The organism is Arthrobacter sp. Bi26 (assembly GCF_918697925.1).
Classification (GTDB): Bacteria; Actinomycetota; Actinomycetes; order Actinomycetales; family Micrococcaceae; genus Arthrobacter.
In genome coordinates this window covers 1-19,562 of sequence record NZ_CAKKMF010000089.1, presented here as the reverse complement: position 1 = coordinate 19,562, position 19,562 = coordinate 1, and the positions used below count along the sequence as shown (strand labels likewise).

At 65.2% G+C, this 19,562-nt stretch carries 17 protein-coding genes and 1 pseudogene; 12 read left to right on the top strand and 6 right to left on the bottom strand.

Translation table 11 applies throughout. The features are described from left to right. The 4 genes from LQV16_RS19105 to LQV16_RS19090 form a co-directional block, all read left to right on the top strand. On the top strand, positions 1-1,056 hold a 1,056-nt coding region (locus LQV16_RS19105; RefSeq protein ID WP_229995460.1), incomplete at its 5' end, for an L-serine ammonia-lyase. A 2-nt stretch (positions 1,057-1,058) separates the two neighbouring features. Next, complete coding sequence (gene purU, locus LQV16_RS19100) at positions 1,059-1,934, top strand: formyltetrahydrofolate deformylase (protein ID WP_229995459.1); 876 nt, start codon at positions 1,059-1,061, stop codon at positions 1,932-1,934. 198 nt (positions 1,935-2,132) lie between these two features. Beyond that, positions 2,133-3,401, top strand: a complete 1,269-nt coding sequence (locus LQV16_RS19095) for an amidohydrolase family protein (protein WP_229995458.1) — start codon at positions 2,133-2,135, stop codon at positions 3,399-3,401. A gap of 90 nt (positions 3,402-3,491) precedes the next feature. Beyond that, positions 3,492-4,085 carry an NAD(P)H-dependent oxidoreductase gene (locus LQV16_RS19090; RefSeq protein WP_229995457.1) on the top strand — a complete coding sequence of 198 codons (594 nt, stop codon included), beginning with the start codon at positions 3,492-3,494 and terminating at the stop codon, positions 4,083-4,085. Positions 4,086-4,169: 84 nt separating this feature from the next. Here the strand turns inward: LQV16_RS19090 and LQV16_RS19085 are convergent, their stop codons facing one another. Continuing rightward, positions 4,170-4,988, bottom strand: coding sequence for a GAF domain-containing protein (locus LQV16_RS19085; protein WP_229995456.1), 819 nt, complete (start codon positions 4,986-4,988; stop codon positions 4,170-4,172). Positions 4,989-5,431: 443 nt separating this feature from the next. On the opposite strand from LQV16_RS19085, the gene LQV16_RS19080 reads away from it, so the two are divergent. Continuing rightward, a complete protein-coding gene (locus LQV16_RS19080; RefSeq protein WP_229995455.1) occupies positions 5,432-5,893 on the top strand; it encodes a hypothetical protein in 462 nt (153 codons plus the stop codon). Positions 5,894-6,041: 148 nt separating this feature from the next. Here LQV16_RS19080 and LQV16_RS19075 read toward each other — a convergent pair whose 3' ends face one another. From LQV16_RS19075 to LQV16_RS19065, 3 genes are all read right to left on the bottom strand, one after another. After that, the gene (locus tag LQV16_RS19075; RefSeq protein WP_229995454.1) at positions 6,042-8,666 is read right to left on the bottom strand and encodes a GH32 C-terminal domain-containing protein; all 2,625 of its coding nucleotides are present in this window, start codon (positions 8,664-8,666) and stop codon (positions 6,042-6,044) included. A 285-nt stretch (positions 8,667-8,951) separates the two neighbouring features. Beyond that, positions 8,952-9,245: an antibiotic biosynthesis monooxygenase gene (locus LQV16_RS19070; protein ID WP_229995461.1), complete on the bottom strand. Its 294-nt coding sequence runs from the start codon at positions 9,243-9,245 to the stop codon at positions 8,952-8,954. A gap of 55 nt (positions 9,246-9,300) precedes the next feature. Beyond that, a complete protein-coding gene (locus LQV16_RS19065) occupies positions 9,301-10,299 on the bottom strand; it encodes a LacI family DNA-binding transcriptional regulator (protein ID WP_229995453.1) in 999 nt (332 codons plus the stop codon). A 165-nt stretch (positions 10,300-10,464) separates the two neighbouring features. On the opposite strand from LQV16_RS19065, the gene LQV16_RS19060 reads away from it, so the two are divergent. The 5 genes and pseudogenes from LQV16_RS19060 to LQV16_RS19040 all read left to right on the top strand — a co-directional run. Further along, the gene (locus LQV16_RS19060; RefSeq protein WP_229995452.1) at positions 10,465-11,583 is read left to right on the top strand and encodes a substrate-binding domain-containing protein; all 1,119 of its coding nucleotides are present in this window, start codon (positions 10,465-10,467) and stop codon (positions 11,581-11,583) included. A 115-nt stretch (positions 11,584-11,698) separates the two neighbouring features. Continuing rightward, positions 11,699-12,745, top strand: coding sequence for an ABC transporter permease (locus LQV16_RS19055; protein WP_229995451.1), 1,047 nt, complete (start codon positions 11,699-11,701; stop codon positions 12,743-12,745). Continuing rightward, complete coding sequence (locus tag LQV16_RS19050; protein WP_079551845.1) at positions 12,742-13,536, top strand: ATP-binding cassette domain-containing protein; 795 nt, start codon at positions 12,742-12,744, stop codon at positions 13,534-13,536. Before LQV16_RS19055 ends, LQV16_RS19050 begins: the two co-directional genes overlap by 4 nt. 120 nt (positions 13,537-13,656) lie before the next feature. Continuing rightward, on the top strand, positions 13,657-14,634 hold the full coding sequence (locus LQV16_RS19045; protein ID WP_229995450.1) for a carbohydrate kinase: 978 nt from the start codon (positions 13,657-13,659) through the stop codon (positions 14,632-14,634). A gap of 56 nt (positions 14,635-14,690) precedes the next feature. Beyond that, positions 14,691-14,837 (top strand): annotated as a pseudogene (locus tag LQV16_RS19040) (IS30 family transposase); the annotation flags it as partial. Positions 14,838-14,903: 66 nt separating this feature from the next. On the opposite strand, the gene LQV16_RS19035 reads toward LQV16_RS19040, so the two are convergent. Both LQV16_RS19035 and LQV16_RS19030 read right to left on the bottom strand, forming a co-directional pair. Next, positions 14,904-15,788: an SDR family oxidoreductase gene (locus tag LQV16_RS19035; RefSeq protein ID WP_229995449.1), complete on the bottom strand. Its 885-nt coding sequence runs from the start codon at positions 15,786-15,788 to the stop codon at positions 14,904-14,906. Next, positions 15,781-16,773 carry a helix-turn-helix transcriptional regulator gene (locus LQV16_RS19030; protein WP_229995448.1) on the bottom strand — a complete coding sequence of 331 codons (993 nt, stop codon included), beginning with the start codon at positions 16,771-16,773 and terminating at the stop codon, positions 15,781-15,783. The genes LQV16_RS19035 and LQV16_RS19030 overlap by 8 nt, the downstream gene beginning before the upstream one ends. Positions 16,774-16,939: 166 nt before the next feature. Here LQV16_RS19030 and LQV16_RS19025 point away from each other — a divergent pair, with 166 nt between their 5' ends. Further along, complete coding sequence (locus LQV16_RS19025; protein WP_229995447.1) at positions 16,940-17,962, top strand: LacI family DNA-binding transcriptional regulator; 1,023 nt, start codon at positions 16,940-16,942, stop codon at positions 17,960-17,962. Positions 17,963-18,122: 160 nt separating this feature from the next. Further along, the gene (locus tag LQV16_RS19020; RefSeq protein ID WP_229995446.1) at positions 18,123-19,418 is read left to right on the top strand and encodes an extracellular solute-binding protein; all 1,296 of its coding nucleotides are present in this window, start codon (positions 18,123-18,125) and stop codon (positions 19,416-19,418) included. Positions 19,419-19,562: the final 144 nt, after the last annotated feature.

Sequence of the window (19,562 nt, the reverse complement as noted above, 5' to 3'; positions counted from 1 at the left end):
CTCCCGGCCCACCCCAACGGCATGACCTTCCGGGCACTGGACCACACCGGCGGCGTCCTCAGCGAACGGAGCTTCTACTCCATTGGGGGCGGCTTCGTCGTGGACGGCGATGCCCAGGGCGCTGACCATGTGGTGGCAGACGACACCGTGCTGCCCCACCCCTTCACCACGGCCAACGAGCTCCTGGAAATTTGCCGCCGCGAAAATATGTCCATCTCCGACGTCATGCTCGCCAACGAACTCGTCTGGCGCAGCGAGGCCGAACTCCGGGAAAAACTCCTGGCACTGTGGGCGGTCATGCGCCAATGCGTGGACAACGGCTGCGCTGCCGAGGGCATCCTGCCCGGCGGGCTGAACGTCAAACGCCGCGCCCCGTCCCTGTTCCGGACGCTGGCAGCATCCGCCGTCAGCGCCGAGGCGGATGCCCGGAACCCTTCGCTCGTCCACGTGCCCGCTGACCCGCTGCTCGCCATGGAATGGGTGAACTTGTTCGCCCTGGCCGTCAACGAGGAAAATGCCGCGGGCGGCAGGATCGTCACGGCCCCCACCAACGGCGCCGCCGGAATCGTCCCCGCCGTGCTGCACTATTACGTCAAGTTTGTCCCGGGCGCCGACGACGACGGCGTCGTCCGCTTCCTGCTGGCAGCGGCCGCCGTCGGGATCCTGTTCAAGATCAATGCCTCCATCTCCGGGGCAGAGGTCGGCTGCCAGGGCGAAGTCGGATCGGCCTGTTCCATGGCGGCGGCTGGACTCTGCGAAGTGCTGGGCGGGACCCCGGAACAGGTGGAAAACGCCGCCGAAGTCGGGATTGAACACAACCTCGGCCTGACCTGCGACCCCGTGGGCGGGCTTGTGCAGATCCCCTGCATCGAACGCAACGCCATCGCCAGCGTCAAAGCCATCAACGCCGCCCGTCTGTGCCTCCACGGCGACGGCAGCCACAAAGTCTCGCTGGATAAAGCCATCAAGACCATGCGCGAAACAGGAGCAGACATGAAAACCAAGTACAAGGAAACCTCCCGCGGGGGCCTCGCCGTGAACGTCGTGGAGTGCTGACCATGACCACCGACCAGACACCCGACACCGTGGAGCACGTCCTGACCCTGGACTGCCCGGAAACGCGAGGAATCGTCTACGCCGTGTCCGGCTTCCTGCTGGACCAGGGCTGCGACATCCTGGAAAGCAAACAGTTCGACTCACAGCTGGACGGCCACTTCTTCATGCGGCTCCAGTTCGCGTCGGCCGGAGACCAAACCACGCTGGATGTGCTCAGGGAGGCGTTTGTGCCGGTCGCCGAAAAATTCGGCATGCGCTGGGAGCTGCGGCGGTCCGGGACCAAACGGCGGGTCCTGATCATGGTCTCGAAATTCGAGCACTGCCTCAACGATCTGCTGTACCGGGCACGCACCGGTGAACTGCCCATCGAGATCGTCGGCGTCGTCTCCAACCACCCCGATCACCGTCGGACCGTCGAATGGCACGGCATCCCCTTCTTCCACGTGCCCGTCACCCCGGACACCAAGCCCGCGGCCGAAGAGCGGCTCCTGGAACTGATCGACCGGATGGACGTGGAACTGGTGGTCCTGGCCCGATACATGCAGGTCCTCTCCGACAACCTCACCCGGCAGCTGGACGGCCGCGCCATCAACATCCACCACTCCTTCCTGCCCAGCTTCAAGGGTGCAAAGCCCTACCACCAGGCGCACGCCCGGGGCGTGAAGACGGTTGGCGCCACCGCCCACTATGTCAACGCGGAGCTGGACGAAGGGCCCATCATCTCCCAGCAAGTGGTGGACGTGGACCACACCTTCGGCCCGGACGATCTCGTGGCCGCCGGACGCGATACGGAATGCAAGGCACTCTCAAACGCCGTCCGCTGGCACTGCGAGGGACGCGTCATCCTCCAGGGCAACAGGACAGTAGTGCTGCGTTAGCCGTAACTCCTGTGGAGGTCCGGAGTTTCCCCACCTTTGCCGCCACTTGGCCGGGACCCGCCAGCGTGTTGGGCGGGCACGCCGTCGGAACCGAAGCAAAGGTGGGGAATCCGGGAACAGCCATCGTCGGCGCCGTACGGCTAGTCTTCAACTAGCTGTACCTGTCCCAAACGCCCGGCCACACAGAAACCAGGCACCATGATCCTTACCCCCGAGGACCGCGACGCCCCTGCCGCTCCCGCCTACTTCCTGCGGGGCGCCCTCCTGAGCGATGGTGCCGTTACCCCGGACTCCGTGGTGGCGGTGACCGACGGCCGGATCGCCTACGCGGGACCCAGCGGCGGCTTTGACGCCGGGCAGTTCCCTGGGGCCGAGGAGCTCCCGGCGCCGCAGGGCAGCTCGCTGCTTCCCGGGCTTGTTGACCTCCACTGCCATGGCGCCGCGGGCGGCGGATTCCCAACCGGAGATGACCGGGCCTGCCGGGAGGCGGTGGACTTCCTGCACCGCCACGGGACCACCACCCTGCTGGCCAGCCTGGTCACGGCCCCGGGCGATGAGCTGGTGCGGTCGCTCGGCGTACTCAAGGTCCTGGCGGCCGAGGGACTGATCGCAGGCGTCCATTCCGAGGGGCCCTTCCTCTCCTCCGCCCGCTGCGGCGCGCAGAACCCCCGCTGGCTCCGGGACCCCGATCCTGAACTGCTCCGGCACCTGCTGGCGGCCGCCGGCGGAGCCCTGCAGACCATGACTTACGCCCCCGAACTGCCCGGCGCCAGTGAACTGCTCCGGATTCTCACGGACCACGGAGTCACCCCCTCGCTGGGCCATACCGATGCCGATGCCCACGTAGCGGCCGCCTCGCTGGCGGAAGCCGCGGACCTCATCGGCAGGGCCGCGGCCGGTGGCGCCTTCGGGCCGCAGGCCCGGCCCACCGTGACCCATCTGTTCAACGGCATGCCTCCCCTGCACCACCGCAGTCCCGGCCCCGTTGCCGCGTGCCTGCGTTTGGCGGCGGCCGGCACGGTTGTGGTCGAGCTAGTCGGCGACGGCGTCCACCTCGACCCCGAGACGGTCCGGATGGTGTTTGACCTGGTCGGAGCCGAGGGCATTGCGCTGGTGACAGACTCCATGGCGGCGACCGGGCTGCCCGACGGCGAGTACGAACTCGGCAGCTCGGATGTTGTGGTGCACGACGGCGTGGCCACCTTGCGGAGTAACGGCGCCCTTGCCGGGGGCACGGCGACCCTGCTGGAGGTTGTCCGCGCCACGATCGCGGCGGGCGTGAGTCCTGCCGACGCCGTCATGGCGGCGACCCTGGTCCCGGCCCGTGTCCTGGGCCTGGAAACCGAGATCGGCGGGCTCCGGGCCGGAATGCGCGCTGACGTTATCGCCGTTGACCCGGGCTTCGAACTCGTGACCGTCCTTCGCGGCGGACGGATCCTGCCGGAATGCCGGCGCGTCGGGCAATAGCACCCTAATCCGGCGGCGCTGCGGAAGTTTCGAGCCGTCCGGCTTGTTGTTGTGATTGTGGGCAAAAAAATCTCCGGAAAGGAGCCCGCCATGATCCGCATCGCTATCGTGCTCGGGAGCACCCGGCCCGGACGCCTCGGAAAGGCCGTCGCCGACTGGGTAAGTGCCCGGGCATCAGAACGCGGCGATGCCACCTTTGACGTCCTCGACGTCGCCGACTTCCGGCTCCCGCTTCTCGACGAGCCGCTGCCGCCCTCCTTCGGCCGGTACAGCCAGCCCTACACCAAGGCCTGGTCCGAGGCTGTCGACGGTTTCGACGGCTACATCTTCGTCACCGGCGAGTACAACCACTCGATCCCCGGGGCGCTGAAAAACGCGCTGGACTACCTGTACAAGGAGTGGAACAACAAGGCTGCCGGGTTCGTCAGCTACGGAAGCAGCGGCGGCATCCGCGCCGTCGAACACCTCCGGGGTGTGGCGGCAGAACTGCAGATGGCAGACGTCCGGGCCCAGGTTGCGCTGCCGTTGGCCACGGAGTTCGCGAATTACCGCACCTTCATCCCGACGGCGGCCGCCGAGGCGAGTCTGCAGACCTTGTTCGACCAGGTGATCGCCTGGGCCGGCGCGCTGAAGATCCTCCGCCCGGGCCACGCCCGAGGGAAAGAAGACGCCAGCGCCGCCTAGCGGCTGTGCTGACTATCTGCTGCGCAGGCGCGCGGCCTGGCGGGACGGCTGGTCGGGTGTCCCCAACTTGATGGCGCTGTACGCCTAGGCCGGGGTCCCCGTCCTGCGCCGCCGACGACGGACGGGAGGCGCGTCCCCGCCATGTGGTGCCCCTGCATAGGGACTGGGCAGGGGCTCTTTCTGGACCTGAACGGAATCGGGCACCAGGACATGGACCGTGGCGCCGGCGGCTTCCCGTGTAGCTCCGCCCGCGACGCTCCGAAGATAGTCGAGGGCTCCCTCCTCGCTGAGTCCGTACTCCCGCACCAGCGTCCGCAACGCCAGGCCGGCCAGCGCCCGGGAGAGCTGGGCCGAGGACAGATCCGCGCTGCTCCCGGACCTCAGCGCCAACTGCTCAACCAAACGCAGTGCACGGGACAGGTGGCGGGCCAGGCGAGCCGCGGCGGTGATATCTGCGCTGGTGAAGACATGCGGCCACGGCGCGTACAAGTTCACAGCGGCCTGGAATACCGATTGTGGGACCAGCGGAACGGATATGAGGGACCGGGCTCCGAAGGCTGCGGCGGCGCTGGCGTACCCGGGCCAGCGGCGCTCCAGGGAGGTGTCGCCCACGAACACAAATTCACCGCTGCGAACCGCTGTGCGAGCCGGCCCGTCGTCGAAGGATCGCTGCGCCTCATCTGCGGCCCGCGCCGGTTCGCTGCCGGCAGTAAGGGTGAGGGCCTCCGCGGACCCGAGCAGGGTGATTGCCCAGCTGATCCCGCGGCCGGGACCACCGATGTCGTCGACAAACTCACTCACGGCTTCGCTGAGGAAGGCACCGACATCCGGGTCGTTGAAGTGCAACTCCCAGAAGGAGGCATGACGATCCTGCCGGCCGTCTCTTGCAGTTCCTTGGGTCATGTTCCACGCTCGAAATCAAAGCACGCAGCTCACTGCTGAACCGATGAAAACAGCATACGTCCGGGCGGACACCGCCGCGCCATCCATCTGTCAGAGCCGACGATCCCGCCGCCTGTCGCTTGATCCTCGGCTGTTCCGGTGGGCTGTTCCGGTGATTGCAGAGCCCCATCAGCCCCGCGGCGGCCCAGGGAAGTTTTCAACGTCCTTCCCTGGACCGCCCGCCCCGGCTTCAACACCAGTCGCGGAGGACCCGTCCGCCGTGGCACAACCATTTATACCCGCGTTCACCCGGTCCCAAAAGAGCCATTTGGCCCCTGCCGGCCGGCCATGCATTTCCACCCAATTCACCCCCGGCGGATGAGGTCCGCGCCCGCGTCCCGGCGGAGGATGAATACGGCCCCCGATGCTCGGAGCCAACACCCCAGCTGGAAGAGGATCTTCCGATGTCGAAACCCCGCGCTATTCTCTTGGGATTCATCGCACTTGGGACCACCATCGCCCTGCTCACCGGATGCAGCCCAACCAGCCCACCGGCGGCCACTCCCAGTCCGGCCGTTACCGTCTCAAGCCCCCCGGCAAGCACGTCGCAGGTCTGCGCGGCCATCGATGCCCATGCCGCAGCTCTGGCAGAGTTCAAGTCCACGCTCAAGCCTGATGCCACGATCGAGCAGGTCCGCGCGGCCCAAGATCAAGTCACGAAGACCTATGACGATCTCGTCAAGGCGAGCGAGAACCTCGCCCAGCAGCGGGCGGATGCCGTCAAGGCCGCCGAGGCCAAGTTCAATGCCGCCGTCGCCGCGGTCCCCGACGACGCCACGTTGACCCAGGCAGCTGATTCCCTCCGCGACGAGGCCTCCAACGTCGAGGCCGCGATCCGCGACCTCAGGGCTGAAGTCGCCTGCTAGCTGGCAATGCCTGTGACGAAGTTCGTGTTTCAGTCGCCGGTACGACGACCTCACAAAGGCCGAGCTGAAGGGATTGCGCCCGGTGCAGTACCGTACGCAGGCCCTTCAGCTCCGACTCCTTGGCGAGCAGGTCAGGCGGTGGGCTGGGTCACTTGTTTTCCGGGAGGAACATTGCCTTTTCCAGCGGTGTCACGGTGAGTGATTTGAGCTGGGCAATCCCGCCTTCTGCGAAGAGGGCCATCTTGTCGGCCCCGGCGTTGGGGAACACTTGGTCTGTGATGGTCCGCAGACCGTTCTGGGCGAACACTTCCACCGATGAGCGGTCGAGGTAGATCCGCATGGTGATGTTGCCGTCCTTGTCCAGGGTGACGGGGGCGTCCTCGACGGAAGCGAATGCCGGGTGGAACGCGGTGTTGCCGGAGTTGGTGCGGTCAACGAACATTTTTCCGGTCGTGGCGTCGTAGCCGATAACGGTGGAAGTGTTTGCGTCGCCCAGTACGCTGATGCCGGATTTTTTCGCCGTGCCGGGTGCGAAGGTGATGTCCACTTGCTGGACCTGGCCCGATGCGGAAGCCGGGAGCTGGTGTGTCCCGGCGGGAATCGGTCCGCCCTTCTTATCCTGATAGGAGACTCTCCCGCCCAGTTGTTCCACTTGCTTGACAGCGCTTTGGGTGAGGCGGGGGCCGTCAGGAGTCGTGGTCAGGTTGACCTTGCGGGGAAGTGCCATGGCGCTGCGCCAGGGGCTGGTGGGGATGTCGTTGGCGTAGTCCCAGTTGTTCATCCAGCCGAGCATGACCCGCTTGCTATCGGGCATGTTGGCGAAGGACACGGAGGCGTAGTAGTCGCGTCCGTAGTCCAGCCAGTCATAGGTCTCCAGGGCCGACTGTGCCGGTTTCGAGGAGAGCATGAACTCGTCCGCGAGAATGTGGCCCCAACCGAATCGGTTATTGTCGACCACTTTGATATGTGCTTGTTGGCCAACGAATTCTTTGACATTCCATGATGCCCAGTCGAGCTTTTCACTGTCGTTTCCGGTGGCCGTGCGGACAACTTGTCCGTTGACCACGAGGTTTACCGATTCCTCGTCAGACCGGGGAACGGCCGGGCCGTCAGTCAGCATGACGTGGTCAAGGGTCAGGTGTCCCCACCCGCCGGTGGCCTGGTCAACTACACGCAACTGTGCATTCTGTCCCGCGAACTCGGAGACGTCCCAGCCTTTCCAGTTCAGGATTCCGGAATTGTCTCCTGCGAGGGAGCGGACCACCTTGCCGTTGACGAGCAACTGGGCGGCCAGGATCTGTCCGGAGTCCGCGGAGCGGTTGCCGCCGCCGACCAGCATGCTCATGAAATTCTTGGTGATGGGGAATTCCGGTGATGTCAGGGTGCCCTGTCGGTCATCGCCCGGCGTGTTGCCGGTTTCGAAGGTGTTAATCCGTTTGGCCCCGAGGTAGAAGTCCCCGCCGCTGGTGGAGGGCTGGAAGTTGGGGGTGAGGTCGCCGGTCCCGGTCCAGCCGGTGTCGGCCAGCGATGTCCCGGCGGGAACCTCGAAGCCGTCAAACTTGAGCTCTCCTGCGGGCGGGGTGTTGTCCAGTTTGTCGGAGACGCGGGGGTGCTTGCCGCCGCCCACGAGGAAGTTCAGGTAGTCGTCGGTCACGGTGAAGTTAGGTGACTGCATGGACCCGAGCGGCCAGTCGCCGTCGTTGAACGAATTGATCAGGCCACTGCCGTCAAAGCCGGTCACGGGGCTCTGGCCGGGAAGGGCTCCGTTTGCCGGAGTGCTGCCGAATGGGCCGTTCTTCCAGTTTCCTGGCTCGTTGTTGACGGTCCAGCCGTTGTAAGTTCCGTCGTTGAATCCGGCCAGGACCGTGCCGGGAGGGGGCGTGGCCACGGGTTTGGTGGTTTCGGAGGTGAAGGTGGTGCCGTCGAAGTTCCCCACGAAGTACTGGCCGGCGGAGCCGCCGGCCACGCCGCCGGGATTGATGTTGACCACCATGACCCACTTGACGTTCTTCGGGTCGCCGTCCACGGCGAGGGGAAACAGGTCGGGGCACTCCCACTGCCCGCCGGTGGCATTGGCTGGTCCGAATTCACTCAGTGGGGACCAGTCCTTGAGGTTGGCGGACTTGTAGAGGACGACCTTGTGGTCCGTGGCTTCGACCGCGGTCATGAGCCAGTAGCCTCCGCCGCCGGGCGTGTCGTACCAGGACACCTTCGGGTCACGGAAGTTGGCGGAGTTCCGGTTCAGCACAGGATTGCCGGAGTACTTGGTCCAGGTCTGGCCATCATCGAGGCTGTAAGCCAGTGACTGCGCCTGCAGGCCGCGGTGCGGCGAGGCGTCCTTGTAGGCGCTGGTGTAGATGGCCACGAGCGGAGGGTTCTCTTTCGTACCGAAACCGCTCGTGTTGTCCTTGTCGACAACGACACTGCCCGAGAAGACGTCTTCTTGGGCATCGGTGGAGATCGCCAGCGGCTGCTCCTTCCAGTGGACAAGGTCCTTCGACGTGGCGTGGCCCCAGGACATGTTCCCCCAGGTGTTACCGGAGGGGTTGTGCTGGTAGTACATGTGGTAGACGCCCTTGTAGAAGACGAGCCCGTTGGGGTCGTTCATCCAGTTTTTTGCGGGCGTGTAGTGAATGGCCGGCCGGTAAGGTTCGTCCCCGGGGCCTGTCGCGGCCGATGCCGGCAGGGAACCTGCGAGTGCCGCGGCCAGCGTCAGTCCCGCGAGTGTCAGTGCAGAAACGGCGTGCGTCCTGCGGGTGTTCGTGTTCTTCATTCGCTTGATTCGCCCTTCGTTGCGCGCGTCGTCGATAGACAACGTTGTCAGCTCGAAGGACACTAAGTGATGTCCATCAGACAAGTCAACGGTTTTGGCGGCTCAGGCATGAGGCCGGCCGCGCGCGGCTGAGCCGGGCGAAGCGATGGGCGGGCAGCAGAAAATTCCCTCCCAGCGGTAGGGCTGGAAGGGTTATTTCCGGTAGGCGGCTCCGTTCAGCCCTCTCCGTGGGTCCTGGACGCAGCAGCTCCCGCCGACCGCGGATCGGCTGGATTTGGCTGAGGGCTATTCCAGCGGCAGGAGCCAGGTCAGCTCCGAGGCGTCGCCTTCGATGTGGCGGGCCAGTTCCTCGTTGAATCTGGCGCCGTAATCGGCGCCGATGTGTTCCTGGAACGCGGCTTCGTCGCGGTAGACCTCGAAGACAAAGTACTCCCGGGGGTTGTCTTCCCGGGTGCAGGGGAGGAACAGCTCGTTGCCCGGTTCACGACGGACATGCCGGGTCAGTTCGAGCATCATTTCAGCAACGCGGGCTTCGCTGCCGGGCTTGACGGTGAACTCGGCGTAGAGGGTTTTGGTCATCATGATCCCATTCAGGTTTTTGTGTTTGGCAGATTGTTCAGGAAGGTCCCCGGCGTCAGGCCGGAGGGCGGAGTTCCCCGGAGCCTCTTTGTACCAGCTCAGACGGGACAACATAGGTATGCGGGGGCTGCTGGTCGCCATCGATCCTGGCCAGGAGCCGCTCTGCTGCCAGCTTCCCGATTCGCTCGGGGTGCTGGGCGATAACTGTCACGCCGGGATCCATCAAGTCGGCAAGCGTGAAGTCATCGAACCCTATCAAGGCCACGCGTTTGCTCAGCCCTAGCTCCCTCAGAGCGCGCATGGCACCGAAAGTGATGAGGTTCTGGCTGGAGAAGATCGCCGTCGGTGGTTCCGCAGCAGTGAGAAGCTCCAACGCGGCCAACCTGGCCGATTCCTCATCGTGCAGGTTTTCACGGACGGGAATCGTGGAGGTGGGAATTCCCTGCCGGCCAATCTCCTCAATGAACCCCCGCCGGCGTTCCCGGGCGGTCTGGATGTCCGTGCGGTCACCCAGATAGGCAAGCCTGGTGTGGCCGCGGCTCATCAGGTGAGCAGCCGCCCTCGCGGAGCCTGCGGCGTTGTCGGTCACGACGGCATCTGCTTCCACTCCTACCGGTTCACGGTCGATGAAGACCAAAGGCAGGTCACGGGAATGCTCCGGGATCACATACGCCTGGCTCCTGGCGATGGGCGTGAGGATGAGCCCGTCGACACGCCGCCCAAGAAATGCCGCCACGATGTCCTGCTCCCGCTGGGGGTCATCATCCAGGCTCGCCGCAAAGACCGCGATTCCCCTGGCCCCAAGAGCATCTTCTATTGCCCGGTTGATCTCGCCGCTGAACGGGTTGGAAACACTCGGCAGCAACAGCCCGACCGAGAGCGTCCTTCTGCCCGCGCGGCGCAGGCTGCCGGCCGCCATGTCCAGGTGGTAGTTGAGTTGTCGTGAAGCGCTGAGCACCTTTTCCCGGGTGGCGTCCGACACGCCAGGTTCGTCGTTGATCACCCGGGACACGGTCTTAATTCCGACGCCGGCAAGGGCGGCCACGTGGCGCATTGTCGGACGACTGGCGGAAAGGGCCGGCTGGCTACGATCGGACATCGTTGTCAAATAAATCGCTCCTTCTAAGTTGCATCTATTGACTCTCCGGTGTGATGCTGCTTACATCGTACATGACATCGTTGTCGAGGCCAGTGAGGGCCTCAAACACCAGGAGATTCAATGTTGAGTTCCAAAGCACCCCGTTCAACGGCCACCCGCCTGTTCGCTGCGGGAGCAGTGCTGACCCTGGGAGCGCTCAGTCTTTCAGCCTGTGGTGGAAGTTCCCCGTCCGCCTCATCAACGGGAAGCTCGTCAGGGGACAAGGTCGGCGTCTCGCTGATCGTTAAGACCACGACCAACCCGTTCTTCGTCTCCATGCAGGACGGGGCAAAGAAGGCGGCCGAGGCCGGCGGCGTGGACCTGAAGCTCGCAGCCGGCAAGGCTGACGGCGACGAGGACACCCAGATCCAGGCCATCGAGAACGCCATCTCCAAGGGCGACAAGGGCATCCTGATCACCCCCAACGGTCCGTCCGTAGTGGACGCCCTGAAGAAGGCCAAGGACGCCGGGCTCTTCGTCATCGCCCTGGACACCCCGCCGGACCCGGCCGACGCCGCCGACATCACGTTCGCCACCGACAACTTTGCCGCCGGCGAGCTGATCGGCAAATGGACCGCAGCCCAGCTGGATGGGAAAAAAGCGACCATTGCCCTCGTCGATCTCTTTGACGACAAGGTTGTCTCGGTTGATTACAACAGGGACCAGGGCTTCCTGACCGGCCTCGGTATCGACACCGCGGACAAGAAGAAGAACGGCGACGAAGCCAAGACCGGCAAATACACCGGCGGCAAGGGCGGCGACTACGAGATCGTCGGCAGCCAGGCCTCCCAGGGCGCCGAGGACGGCGGACGCACCGCCATGGAAACCCTCCTCGCCAAGAACCCGAACATCAACGTCGTCTACACCATCAACGAACCTGCCGCGGCGGGTGCTTTCGAGGCCCTGAAGGCCGCCGGCAAGGAAAAGGACGTCCTGGTGGTTTCGGTGGACGGCGGCTGCACCGGCGTGAACAATGTCAAGGCCGGCGTCATCGGCGCCACGGCGCAGCAGTACCCGGTCAAGATGGCCGAACTGGGCGTGAAGGCCATCGTTGACCTCGCCAAGACCGGCCAGAAGCCGGCCAACTCACCGGGGCTGGACTTCTACAACACAGGTGTCGAGCTCGTCACAGACAAGCCGGCCGACGGCGTCAAGAGCATCACCACCACCGAGGCCTCCGACATCTGCTGGGGAAAGTAATCCACCCAGCTTCACTGCGGGGCGGGGAGTCCGGAGCCCGCTACTCGGCCTCCCCGCCCCGCATCTACCGAGCTAGGGCCGCCCTAGCAACCATCACGGAAGATCAGGACCAATCGTGACCCAGCAACAGACCGCCGGCCCGCCCAGCGCCGGGCATGCCGACCTGGCGGAGGAATTCCTTGACCGCCAGACACCGCTCAGCCGGATACGCAATATCCTTCACCGCTACCCCGCCGTCAGCCCCGCTCTCGTACTTCTCATCGCGGTGGTGGTGTTCGGCCTCCTCAATGACAGGTTCCTGCGGGTTGAAAACCTCTCCCTGATAACCCAGCAGGTCTCCGTCGTCGGCACCCTGGCCATCGCCCAGACCCTCATCATCCTCACCGCCGGCATCGACCTCTCCGTCGGTGCCGTCATGATCCTCTCCTCCATGGTCATGGCCCAGCTTGCCGTCAACAACGGACTGCCCGCACCTGTTGCCCTGCTCGCAGGCCTCGTCGTCGGACTCGCCGCCGGAGCACTCAACGGATTCCTGGTCACCCGGTTCCGGCTCCCGCCGTTCATCGTCACCCTCGGCACGCTGAACATCTTCATCGCCCTGACACTGCTCTATTCCAACGGAGCGACAGTGCGCGGCTCGGCCATGCCGCCTCTGCTGACCTGGACCGGCACCACATTCCCGCTCGGCCCTGTGCGGATCTCCACCGGCGTCGTCATGATGCTCCTGCTCTACATCGCTGTTGCCTTCATCCTGGGCAAGACGGCCTGGGGCCGGCACGTCTACGCCGTGGGCGATGACAAGGAAGCCGCCCGCCTGGCCGGCATCCCCGTCAGCCGGGTGCTCATGAGCGTCTACCTCGCTGCCGGCGCTGTCCTGGCCGCCGGCGCCTGGATCCAGATCGGGCGGACCAACGCCGCCAGCCCCAACGCCGGCGTCGACCTGAACCTGGACTCCATCACGGCCGTCGTTATCGGCGGAACCAGCCTCTTCGGCGGCCGCGGCTCCATCTGGGGATCACTCCTCGGGGCCCTGATCGTCGGCGTCTTCCGCAACGGTCTCTCCCTTGCCGGGCTCGACGTTTTGTACCAGACCCTCGCAGTGGGCGTCCTGATCATCCTCGCTGTGTCCATCGACCAGTGGATCCGAAAGGTCAAGTCATGACCATGACAGAATTTACAGCCCCGCACGTCACCACCCGCGAACCCATCCTGCGGGCCCGAAACCTCGTCAAGACCTTCGGCCGCGTCGTGGGCCTGGATGGCGTCAGCCTCGACCTCTACCCCGGCGAAGTCCTCGCGATCATCGGCGACAACGGTGCAGGCAAATCAACCCTGATCAAATGCCTCACCGGCGCCGAAGTCCCGGACACAGGCGAACTCTTCGTCTCAGGACAGCAGGTGCACTTCAAACGCCCCCAGGACGCCCGTGTCCACGGCATCGAAACCGTGTACCAGAACCTCGCCGTCTCACCGGCCCTCGACGTCGCCTCCAACCTATTCCTCGGCCGGGAGGAACGGCGTGCGGGACTCCTCGGGAGCGTGTTCCGGATGCTTGACACCAAAGGTATGCGCCGGAAGGCCAAGGAAGAGCTGACCCGGTTGGGCATCTCCACCCTGCAGGACGTGACAGTGCCGGTGGAGAACCTCTCGGGCGGCCAGCGCCAGGCTGTCGCCGTGGCCCGCGCCGCGGCGTTCGGTTCAAAGGTCGTTGTGCTGGATGAACCGACGGCGGCACTTGGCGTCCGGGAATCGAACCAGGTGCTCCAGCTGGTCCGGGACCTTCGCGACCGCGGCCTGCCGGTCATCTTGATCAGCCACAACATGCCCCACGTCTTTGACGTGGCGGACAGGATCCACATCCAGCGCCTGGGCAAGTGCGCTGCCACCATCACTCCGCAATCACACACCATGACCGACGCAGTGGCGATCATGACCGGCGCAGCCACCGCCTGAGGTCCGGCTAGTACCCTCCCGCTCTACCGGAGCCCCTTCTCCGTCCGCGGACCTCCCCGAGGTCCGCGGACGGATCCATACCGGGAGTTCCCATCATCACCATCCCACGAGAGACAGACCATGGATTACCTCACAACAGCCCGGAACGACGCTCACCAGACGCTCGACGTCATGGTCATAGGCGAAGCGCTGATCGACGTGGTCACCACGTCACACGACAAAGTGGAACACCCCGGCGGCTCACCGGCCAACGTCGCCTACGGACTCGGCCGCCTCGGCGTAACAACAGGTCTGCTCACGGCAATTGCCCCGGACGCGCGGGGGATTTCCATCGAAAACCACCTCAGCAGCGCAGGCGTCATACTTCTGCCCGGATCAAAATCCCTCACCCGGACAGCATCGGCAACAGCAACCCTTGAACCGGACGGCTCCGCCAAGTACGACTTCGACATCATCTGGGACCTTGCCCCAGCAGTCCCCGCCTGCGTCCCCAAAATACTGCACACCGGTTCCATCGCCACTTTCCTCAAACCCGGCGCCGGCGCCGTGAGGTCACTGCTCGAACAGGCACACAGACACTGCATGATCACCTACGATCCCAACATCAGGCCAGCCCTGCTCGGCAGCCATGCAGAAGCGAAGGCCACCTTCGAAGAGCTCGTGCCACTAACCGACGTCGTCAAACTCAGCGACGAAGACGCCCACTGGCTGTACCCGCAAAACAGCCTGGACGAAACCGCAGCCCACATCCTCGGTCTGGGCACCGGGCTTACCGTCATCACCAAAGGCGCCGACGGCTCACAATTCACCACAACCGCCGCTACCATCAACATTCCCGCCGTGAAGTCAAAAGTTGCCGACACCATCGGCGCCGGGGACTCCTACATGTCCGCCCTGATCCTGGGCTTTCTCACCCGAGGAACCGAAGGCTTCGCCCCAGCTGTCCTGGAGCAGCTTGGACACACCGCAGCTGCAGCCGCGGCCATCACCGTGCAGCGCCCGGGAGCAAACCCCCCGACCCTGGAAGAACTCAACATCGCAATCGAAGCCCATCCCCTAGCCCAATACGCCGACTCCCGAAGCACGTCGTCAAAATGACCGGTTGCCATATGCGTGGAATCAACCCGAATCAGATCGGCCAGTTCCGCACGGGTCAGTACTTCCCCAAAGGAACCGACTTGTCCGTCTACGGCCCCGAAGACCTTGAACACGTGGCCCAGGAACTCAACGCCCGACCACGCAAAACGCTCGGCTGGGATACCCCGGCCGAGCGCGTGCGTGATCTACTAATGACCGCCTAGCCACCAGCAGTGTTGCAACGACCGCTAGAAACCGCCGACCTTCCGCCGTCGTCCGTTTGCGTTTTATCAGGCGGCGTCGTGGGCGAGGTTGCTGGAGAGCTCGCGGTGGGCGCCGGCCTGGTCCTGGAGCGCCTTGGCCCGGGTCTCGAATACGCCGACGGCGTCTGCGCCGGCGGCAAAGCGCAGCGGCGGCTCGTCCAGTTCGGCGAGCTGGATCAGGGCGTCGGCGAGCTTGGCGGGATCCCCGCCCTGCTGTCCGTCCATGCTTTGCCAGGCGGCGACGGTCTGGCGGGTGCGCTCGGCGTAGTCGTTGATGGTGGATTCGGCGTAGCTCGTGGATTCCGGGGTGAGCAGTTCGGTGCGGAAGAACCCCGGCTCCACGATCATGGTGCGGATCCCGAATGGGGCGACTTCGGGGGCCAGGGACTCGGCCCAGCCCTCGACGCCGAACTTCGATGCGGCGTAGGCGGTAAGGAATTCCCCGCCGGCGATGCCGGCTGTTGAGGAGATTGTGACCACCAGCCCCGAGCGCTGGGCCCTCAGGACCGGCAGGGCCGCGCGGGTGACGTTCATGGGGCCGAACATGGTGGTCTCGATCTGTTTCCGGAGGTCCTCCGGGGTGATTTCCTCGAAGAACCCGGCGTAGAAGTTGCCGGCGTTGTTGACGAGCACGTCGATCCGGCCGAACCGGTCGATGGCAGCCTGCACGGCCGCTTCCGCGGCGGCGGGGTCGGTGACGTCGAGCTGCACGGCCATCAGGTTCTCGCTCTGGCCCACGGCCTGGGCGACCTTTTCCGGGTCGCGTCCGGTGGCGACCACCGCGTGCCCGGCGGCCAGGGCTGCCTTCGCGATGTCGGTGCCCATGCCGCGGCCGGCGCCGGTGATGAACCAGACTTTCTTCCCGGGCATGTTTTCCTTCTGGCCTGTCATGTTGTCGTTGTGTTCACTCATGTGACGGTTCTGTCTTTCCTGGGTTGTGTGGCCCCGGCTGCGCGTTGGCGCGCATCTCGGGGACGGTCGATCCACCGGCGGGACCGCCGGTGGTGGTTGTTTCGGGAGGCGTTGCCGCCCAGCTGGCGAGGAACGCCAGCGCGTTTTCGGACGCGGAGCCGGGCTCTGCCGTGAAGGTGAACAGGGTCTGTCCCTCATCTCCGGGAAGGGCCAGCGTCTCGAACTGCAGGGACAGGTCCCCGGCCACCGGATGGTGGAAGCGCTTGGTCCCCGTGGTGTGGATCCGTACGTCGTGCCCGGCCCATAGCGCGGCGAACAGCCCGCTGCGTGTGGTCAGTTCACCGACCAGCTCGTTCAGTGCCCGGTCGTGCGGGTTCCTGCCCGCTTCCAGGCGCAGCATGGCCACCGTGGTGGCGGCGATCGCGTGCCAATCGGGGTAGAGGTCACCTGCGTGCGGATCGAGGAAGAGGTAGCGTGCCTGGTTCGGCAGCCGCCCCGGCGTGGCCGGCCCCGACTGTACGGCAGAGTTGAACACCTCCGCGTACAGCGCACGGCCCAGCAAGTTGGCGGCCAGCACGTCCGAACGCCCGTTCTGCACCAGGGCGACCACTCCGGTCATGCCGTCCAGGAGTCGCAACACCCCGGAACGGACCCGCTGCTGCGTGGGCCGGAGCGGCGCCCGGCGCGACGGTGTGCTGGCCGTCCGCACCAGATCCATCAGGTGCGCCCGCTCGGCGTCGTCCAGCTGAAGGGCAGAGCCGACCGCCTCGAGCACCGCGTCCGAGACGCCGCGCAGGCTGCCGCGCTCAAGCCGCGTGTAGTAGTCCGTGCTCACCCCGGCGAGCTGCGCCACTTCCTCACGGCGCAGGCCTGGCACGCGGCGCAGCTCCCCGTAGCTGGGGATGCCGGCCTGTTCCGGGCTGATCTTCGCGCGCCGCGAGATCAGGAACTCACGGATTTCCTCTTTTCTTTCCACATCCACCACGCTACGCAGGCCGGGCGGCCGGTGGCAGTGTCTATCAGACACCCCCAATCCGGCCAACGTAGCCGACGGGGCGCAACCGATGTCGCCACCCCTCTGTTGACAAATGCAAAACGTTTTGTGTAGCGTAGCTCACACCAGATACAAAACGTTTTGCAAAGGGAAGTCAATGACGACAAGAGTGGGAATACGCGACGTGGCCAAGGCCGCCGGGGTTTCAGTCACCACGGTGTCGCATGCCCTCAACGACGCCACGAGTTTCCGGGTGAAGGCAGCGACGCAGCAACTCGTCCGGGACGTGGCCAGGGATCTTGGGTACGCCCCGAACAAGATGGCCAGCGGACTGCGCAACCAGCGCTCCCAGATCCTTGGGCTGGTGAGCGACGAAATCACCACCACACCCTTTGCAGGCGCAATGATCCGCGGGGCGCAGGACGCCGCCTATGACCGCGGCTATGTGGTGATGGTGGTCAATTCCGGCCTGGACAGCGAGCTGGAAAACCGTGAAATCAACATGCTGCGGCAGCATCAGGTGGACGGGGTGGTTTATGCCCGGATGTACCACCAGAGCGTGCAGGTCCCCGCGGAACTGGAGGGCCTTCCCACCGTGCTGTTGGATTCCGTCACTGACAACAGGTCCATTTCCTCGGTTATCCCCGATGAAGTGGCCGCTGCCGAGACGGCCGTTGAAGCAATCATCCAGGCGGGCCACACCCGGATCGGGATGATCAACAACGTGGACGACATCCCCGCCACGCACGGCCGCAGGGAGGGTTTCCTTAACGCTCTCCGGCGGCACGGCCTGGAGCACGACCCCCGCCACTTCGTGATCGGTCAGCCCGAAACCGCGGGGGGCCGCGAGGCCGCGCTGGGGCTTCTCGGTCAGCCCGACCGGCCCACGGCCCTGTTCTGCTTCAGTGACAGGGTTGCCATGGGCGCCTACCAAGCGGCCACGGCATTGGGGCTGCGCATTCCCCAGGACGTGTCCATTGTGGGGATCGACAATCTCGAAATCATCGCAGACGCCCTGTGGCCGGGGCTCACTACCGTCGCCCTCCCCCACTACGAGATGGGCCGTTGGGCGGTCAACCGAATCCTGGACGACATTGAAAATCCCGGCGCACCGGCAGCCCAGACGCAACTGGAGTGCCCCCTCATTGAGCGGGGGTCCCTCGGCCCGCCGCCAAGTTAGCTGATTGCCGGCAAGAGGCGCCCTCACCGAACCGTTCCACCGCTCCACTGTTCCACTGCCCGGGGACCGCACGAAAAGGGACGCAGCCGTTGCACCGGCCGCGTCCCGCCGGACCCGGGACAATCCCCCACACCCAAATTCAGCAGAAAGATTGACCATCATGAACAAGCGATTCACCCGGATCCTCGCCACCAGTGTAGCTGCGGCGGCCCTTGTCGGCTCCCTGGGCGCCTGCGGAAAGGGCAGCGCCTCGGCCCCGTCCGAGGGCTCCAACGAGATCACCATGTGGACCCACAACGCGGGCAACCCCGAAGAACTCACGGCGATTGAAAACATCGTGGACTCGTACAACAAGAGCGCCGGCGCCAAGGCCAAGATCAAGGTCCAGGCGTTCCCGCAGGACTCCTACAACGACTCCGTGGTCTCGGCCGCGGCCTCCGGGAAGCTTCCCTGCATTGTTGACATTGATGGCCCCAATGTTCCCAACTGGGCCTGGGCGAAGTATCTGACACCGCTGCAGCTCGACGCGGATGTGTCCAAGAATCTGCCGAGCACGGTGGCCAAATGGGAGGGCGAGACCTACGCCGTGGGCACCTATGACGTCGCGCTGGCGATGCTTGCACGCGCCTCCGACCTCAAGGCAGCCGGTGTCCGCGTCGCCACGGTCGAGAAGCCGTGGACCAAGGACGAGTTCCAGGACGCGCTGAGCAAACTCAAGGCCCTGGGCAAGTGGGAATACCCGCTGGACATGGGTACCGCCGGAACCGGCGAGTGGCTGCCCTACGCCTACTCGCCGTTCCTGCAGTCCTTCGGTGGGGACCTGATCAACCGCGACGGGTTCCAGTCGGCAGACGGCGCCCTCAATGGCGACAAGGCCGTCGAATGGGCCCAGTGGTTCCGCGGCCTTGCCGACCAGGGATTCATGGCCAAGAAGAGCGGCAAGGACTCCACCCAGGACTTCCTCAACAACAAGAGCGGCATTCTCTACACCGGCTCATGGGCCGCGGACAAGGCACGCGCAGCGGTGGGTAAGGACCTCGTGGTCATGCCGTCAGTGGACCTCGGGAACGGCCCCAAGATCGGCGGCGCCTCCTGGCAGTGGGGTGTGACCAGCGGCTGCACCAACTCCGCGGCAGCCATGGACTACCTCTCCTACTCACTGAAGCCGGAAAACCTGGCCGCGGTGGCGAAGGCAACGGGCACCATCCCGGCCACCGACGAGGCCGCCGCACTGATCCCCGCGTACGCCAAGGGCGGCACAAACCGGATCTTCATGGAACTTTCCCGCAACTACGCGGTGATGCGCCCTGAAACCCCGGCCTATCCCTTCATCGCCACCGAATACGGCAAGGCGGTCCAGGACATCCTCGCCGGCGCCGACCCTAAGACGGCGCTGGACAAGTCGGTCAAGGCCATTGACGCCAACATCAAGTCCAACGGCGGCTACAAGAACTAGCCGGCTGCCCGCGGTACGACGACGGCGGTGCGCAACCGCCGCCGTCGTCGTATCGCCGGCCCTGACTGTCGACGGAGAAAACCATGACAACCACCCAACTCCCCTCCCCCGGCCGCCGCCTGGCGGATCCGGCCCCGGCCGCAC